Genomic DNA, 6,827 nt, shown 5'->3' with positions numbered 1-6,827 from the left:
CACCAAAATCCCAGTGGTAGCTCATAGTTCCTGAGCTGATGGTTGATGTGCTGGCAAATACTGCTGCATCTCCGTCACAAAAATCACTTACATCTGCACCTGCAACAGGACGAGGAGCAACAAATATTACCCTGTCAATATCAGGAGCATAACACAAAGTGGTATTTGAGTAGACGCGGATTGTGAATTTGGCAAAGCTGTCAGTGAAAGCTGAACCGGGTTTAAAACGCAACCTTAAGCTTTGTGAGCCGTTAGCAGGAGTAATTGTATAATCAGAAGCAGGAATGGTGAAACCACCTGTTGTTTTAGCACTTGTTGCGCTCAAAGTCCAAGCTGTTCCGTAGTTGGCATTGGTGTAGCCTGTTGGTGCTAACAAGTTAAAGTCAACTGTATCGGGGCTGGCTACAATATCAGGGTCGCCGATATTTCCTGAAAAGAACTGACCGTTAAATTTAGCGCCTTTCATCCACTCTGCCCCCAATGGTGCTGCTTTAACAGTTACTACATAAGGCCCTACATAAGGTTTACCTTTAATCCTTGCTTGGAAAGTGTATGCGCCAGAATTATTGTAGGTTAGTTTTTGAGCAAAAGTAAACTGGGCTGAGTCACCGGGGTTCAATGTACCGGTAAAAGGTTCTACAACTTCAGTACCGCTGTTTACACGGTAAGACATATTAAATCCTGATTGAGCATAAGGTGAACTGTTTTTCACCCATACTTTCACTTCCTCAACTTGCATTTGGCAGTTGCTGGCTCCGGCAAGAGTTAAACGGGTTACGTTGGCATTTACATCTGTTACAAACGCACCTTGGTCAGGTTCAGTCAAGCTGTAATTGTTACCGTTTACGTCTTTCAAAACACCGGTACCTGTTGCACCCTGCCCATCAAGCTGAACAGTTGTAGGGGCCAAATTTCCTGTAGTTACGTTTGCAAATTTAGGGTTGGTATATGAGCCGTTAGCGTCATTACCGGTTCCGCTTTGCCATGATGCGAAATCATTATATACTGATAAGCCTGTAGCCATAAAGTTAGAACTACCAGTTCCGTTCACATAATAACTATTGTAGTTAAACTGAGGAATGCTTGCGTAGTAATAGTAAGCGTAGCGTGTTCCTGAAGGACGGGTTAAAGAGATGATGTTGTTTACAAAAGAGGTACCCGTCATTGAAGTTGTACCACTATACACATACATACCATACAACACAGATGTGTTTGTTGTGGCTAAATCGCTTGAAACAGTGTTGTGGGCAAACTGGATACCGAAGGGGTAGTATGCATATATAAAGTATACTGCTCCGTTATGCTCAATATTATAAATAGCGTTTGAAGCAACTACTGAGTTACTGGCTCCGCTATAGTTATAGTAGCAATAGATACCATAAGTAGTGCTGGTTAATGTGGTCATCGAGGTAAACAAGTTGTGAATCTTGTTTCCGACAATGTTGTTGCGGTAGCAATAGTAGTACATATTGATACCGTAAGTGGTAGTTGAGTTAGTACGGGTAGGACGTGAAATGTCGTTGTTTAATACATCTACTTTACTGTTGTAGTAAATATAGATACCGTATTGGTAAAAGTCTTGGATGATGTTCTTCTCCAAAGTAATAAAACCATCCACGTTTTGTGATTGGGCAGTTACCTGAATACCTACCACAGGTCCGCGGGTTGCACCCGTTCCTTTAATAGTACTGTTTTTTACGGTAATGTACTTAGCCGCATCTCCCAAAGTGGTGTTTGATGAGGTGCTGTTACACATATTAATACCAATGTTGTTGGCAGCAGTTGTGCTGGTGTTATTGGTAATTTCTACAGTACACCCGTCAAGCGTGTTGTAATACGACGCATTCATAAAGTGTACACCCCATGAATAAGTAGTACCCAACGCCTTTATATAAAGGTTGTTGATGGTTACATAATCTGCACCGTTAAAACGCAGCGTGTGCTGTGCTGTTGAGGTAGTGGATGTAAATTGTAGGATTTGTCCGCCACCGTTAATAGTGATTTTGTTGGATGCACTTGCACCGGGGATGGCGTTGGCCACTACTTGCTCGGTATAAGGACCGTTTAGTACAGTTACGTTTACACTGCCGTTTACTCCTGATGAGGACAACGCGTTGAAAAACGACTGGAAGGTGGTGTAATTGGTTGACGATGCTGCGGCATTTTTGTCAATCGTGTAGCTGCCGTTCAGCTGCCCATAAGCCTTTCCGCCCGATAGGGACATAAAAAGGCATAGAAAAAAACAGGCAATAAGGTGCCCGTAAACTAACTTGTAGAAGTTTACCATGTGTTAAATATTAATTAAGCCAATATCAAATTTCAAAAAAATAATCGACTTATTCACAAAATGTTGCCTGTAGAAACAAATTTTTTAGCATTGATAATCAATAACTTACAATTCGATTAAGTTGACGCAGAAAAACAGCATACTAAAGGGCAACTTTACACGTTGGCGAAAGGGCAAAAAAAAACACCCCGTGAAATCACGGGGTGTTTTTATAGAGTATAGTTAATTACTGCTAATTAGCGAGTAACTGAAACTTTTTTGTTAGCTACTTGACCGTTGCTTTCGATTTGTACAGTGTAGAAACCTGCAGCTACGTCAGTTAGATCAACTGAAAGTTTACCATTTACTACATCGCTACCAGAGAAAGTCCTGATAGTTTGACCAACCATGTTGGTGATAGTAATAGTAGCAGTTTCGTTGATAGCTACTGCAAAGTCAACATCAAACTTACCGCTGGTTGGGTTAGGATAGATATTGATACCGTTTTCAAAAGCTACATCAGCAATACCTGTAGTGTTTTCAACAACGTTTACAAGGCGCAAGTGAGGCTCAGATACGTTACCAGAACCATCTACAGCTTGGTAGATTACTTGGTACAAACCAACTTGCAACATGTTTACGTTAGAGCTGATTACTTCAAGTTTACAGTTGTTAGCAAATGGCAACTGGAAGTTTACAGGAGCGTAGTAGTTATCCCAAGTGCTTACACCTACTGAAGGATCGAAAGTCATCCAACGTTGAATGTTAACAGGAGTGCTTATTACCACTGGGCGAACGCGGTCAACAACTTTGATTGTACGAGTCCATACAGTTACGTTACCAGCACCATCAGTACCAGTGTAAACGATGTCATAAGTACCTAATTTAGAGATATCAAAGTTACCGGCGTTGCGGGTAATTTGTACAGTTGGGAAGTAGTTATCAGTACCGGTTACAGCTGGTTCAACGAAGTTAAGGTCGTTAACATCAGCAACCATGTATTGAGTACCTGAAAGTGAAGTAAGAACTGGCTTGATAACATCAGTAACTACATAAGTACGAGTTTTGTTGGTAGCAGTGTTACCTGAACCGTCTTTAGCAGTGTAAGTTACTTTGTAAGTACCGAATACATTTGAGTTAACTGAACCAGATACAACTTGTACAGGTAGAGTACCTTCGAATGCGTCAGTAGCAAAAGTGTTATCGTTGAAAGGAGTTCCAACTTGGATAGTCAAAGGATCGCCACCAGGAGTTTCAACAACTGGAGCTTTAGTATCTACAACGTTAACTGTACGAGTTTCAGTAGCAGTGTTACCGTAAGCATCAGTTACAGTGTATTCTACAGTGTAAGTACCAAGAGCATTAACGTTAACCATGTTGTTAGTAACAATTAGGTTGTCGATGTTTTTAGCACCAGGATTGTCAGTTGCAGTTGCACCTAGGTCAGTGTAAAGAGTACCAGCTTCGTGAGTAATAGTAGCACCACCATTGATAGTGATAACTGGTTTAGTCATATCAGCCAATACAAATACAAACCTTGTACGTTGAGCAGCAGGAATACCTGAACCGTCTTTTACATTGTAAGTTACAACGTAGATACCAGTTTGGTTAATATCAACTTGGTTGTTAGTAACGATTTTAGAAGTTAAGCTACCTTCCCTGTTATCCATTGCAGTTGCACCGGCATCAGTGTAAGTAGAACCAACTTCAACATATACTGAGTCAGAACCCAACATTGTGATAACTGGAGCTTGGTCGTCAAGTTTCAAGTTAACCATGTAGTCTTCAAATTCACCAGCATCGATAGGACCGCAAGGATCTAAAGGACGGCCAGCAAGAGCTACAGCAACACGCATACGTGAAAGACCAGGAGTTACAGCAGATACATCAGGAATAGTGATGGTAGTTGAAAGTACTTTGTTAGTTGAGTTAGTTTCAGAAGCTACAACTTCGCTAGCAGTAAAGTTACCGTCGCGGTCATAGTCAATCCATACTTTCCTGTCAGCAGGGTCAACGTTTTGAGTACGTTCTACTTCTAGAGCGTAAGGGCTACCTATAAATAGATCAGTTGGAGCTACAGATTTAGTGAAATCATCATAACCGTTGCTACCAATACCTGAAAGGTTTTCAAGGGTGTTGATTTTAACACGGTTGTTAGCCATACTTGCGAATGCGTTAGATACGCTAGGCTCGCAGTATTCAATTACACGGATGAAATCAGTTTTAGAACGAGTAGTAGTACCGTTATCGTTTTCAGCTTCGTACTTAACGGTGTAACGACCAGCAGCAGTGAATTTAACTTCAATGTCTTGATCAGTCAAAGTAGAACCGTTTAATAAGGTATAAGTTGAAGGAGTGATAGTCCACTCACCGCTACACCATGCTACTGATTTGTTGTGCAATTTAGTGCTACCGCCAACAGTAAGGATGTTATCATCAGCAGTAAACTCAACCACAGGGTTCATAGTAGTAGTACCAATGTGGAAAGTTTTGTAGGTAGTATCCCAGCCTTCGCAAGACTCAGCAACCATACGAACTACATAAGTTTTAGCTGAAGAGTAGATGAAAGTTGGGTTAGTGAAGTTACCGTTATCTGGGAAATCTTCGTAACCTGAAGGGTAAGCAATGTTAGGATCATAATCAAAAATCCATTGGTAGTCGCTGATATCGCGTGTACCGCTTGATTTGTTAGTGAAACGAACTTCAGTACCTGACAAGCACTCATAAATAGAGTCGTTACGAGTATTAACAACTTCAAAATCAGCAGTCAAAGGACCGTTGTTAAGAGTTTTAGTTTTCCATTTCAATTCAAAACCTTTACCAGAGTAGTAAGGATAGATGTTACGGAATTCAATAGTAGCATAACCTGATTTTGCAAGATAAATCTTGTTAGGATAGCTTGTTACGATACCTGCACCGGCAACGTCACCAATAGTAGCCAACAAAGTACCGTTGGTGTTTTTACCATCGTAAATGTTAACGTGACCATAGTAGTAGAATTGCATATCACCTTCAAACCACATTTCAATCTCTTCAGCATCACAAGCGTTGATGTTAAAGGTACAAGAAACAGCTTGAGCAGGATAGTTACCATCAGCACCACCTTGGTCATACAAAGTACCTTCTGCAAGGCTGCTAGCAGCATCTATACACATAAGGTTCTCAGTTTTACCTGAAGTAGCTGGGTATTCAATAACTACGTAAGAAGGTTTGCAAAGTTTAGTTGCACCGATGATGTTTTCAGCAGTTAAGCACACATCATATTTAGCAGTATCAGTAAAGAATACTGAAAGTTGTTTTTCGAATTCACTACCTGCAACTACAAACCAGAATTTGGTGCTTGCATCAGGAGTGATTTCCCATAGGAAGCTAGTAGGACCAGAAGTTGAGAAATCTTTGAAATCAACAATTTCATCAACTACATAATCTGTAGGTTCTTGTGGAATATAGTTACGGCTTGCCAAGAAGCGAACAGTAGGAGCTACTGTAGGATCAACAACTACTACGTTTTTAGTAACAGTAGCTGAACCACCGCAGTTGGTAGAAATCAAACGTACTTGGTAGTTACCGGCTGAAGGGAACGCGTAAGAGAAGTTAGTGTTGTTACCAACTACGTTACCCAAACCGCCAACTGAAGTTGACCATTTGTGGTTGATGTAACCTACTTTGTTAGCGTTAAGGAAATCAGCAGGTGAACCAGTGAAGATGGTATCAGGAATGAAGAAGTTTGCAGTAGGATTGTTAGCTGCTGCAATAGTTACTTCATAATCCATGGTTTCACCATAACCGTATGAGGTGTTGTTACAACCCATAGCAGCTGAAAACGCATAGTAGTAGTCAATCCTTACACGCATCCTTGTAGTACCGCTTTTTGCAGAACAAGGAATAGTGAAGTTGTTGGTTGCGCTACCTAATGGGTAAGCAATTTGACCAGTGATGGCAATTGCTTCGCTAGCTTCAAAGTTGTTGTTTTGGTTGTAATCAATCCAAGCACCAGCATAAGTAGGATAGCTGTTTGACGCAGTTGTCATTGTGATGCTGTAGTTAGCACCTGGAGAGAATGTTGTAGTTGGGCCTGAGTTCCAAAACCTGTAAGGACCAGTTGAAGGAGAAGAGCTTGTACAGTTGATCTTGTGATCAATTGTTCCCACCTTGATGCGCGAAAACGCAAAACCGTAGTTGTTGTAGCAACTTCCGTTAGCGCCCATATAGTTATGGACAGCGCCGCAATAGGGCGAGGGGTTGGTAACCTGGGCATTTGAACCTACCTGCACGCCTAGCACCATGGCTAGCAGCAGTAAGGCCCGGCTGATTAGGCCGCCCGTGAGTTTAGATTTGGTAAACATAATATTCATAGGTGTAAAAGTGATTAGTTTCTAATGTTAAGTAATGGTTTACAAACGGTATTATTTTGCTAATTTCTTAAAAAAAATATATCAAACAAACTTTTTGAAAAAATTTGACAATTTGTGACTGTGTGTTGACACTGCCCCATAAACTCTACATTCAAAGTAAAGTAAACAATTTGGTAACAACACTAATGCGATTGTAAGTTTTTGGT

Annotated in this window: 2 protein-coding genes; both read right to left on the bottom strand. The window is 40.9% G+C overall.

All coding sequences use genetic code 11. The features are described from left to right. Positions 1-2,287 (bottom strand): right-handed parallel beta-helix repeat-containing protein (locus F9K23_14075; GenBank protein KAB2914550.1); only part of this gene is annotated, 2,287 nt, incomplete at its 3' end. A gap of 236 nt (positions 2,288-2,523) precedes the next feature. After that, on the bottom strand, positions 2,524-6,621 hold the full coding sequence (locus F9K23_14070; GenBank protein ID KAB2914549.1) for a DUF5011 domain-containing protein: 4,098 nt from the start codon (positions 6,619-6,621) through the stop codon (positions 2,524-2,526). Between the last annotated feature and the right edge of the window lie 206 nt (positions 6,622-6,827).

The organism is Bacteroidota bacterium (genome assembly GCA_008933805.1).
Taxonomy (GTDB): Bacteria; Bacteroidota; Bacteroidia; order UBA8524; family UBA8524; genus SB11.
The sequence above is the reverse complement of the archived record's forward strand: the minus strand, read 5'-3'. Positions and strand labels throughout refer to the sequence as shown.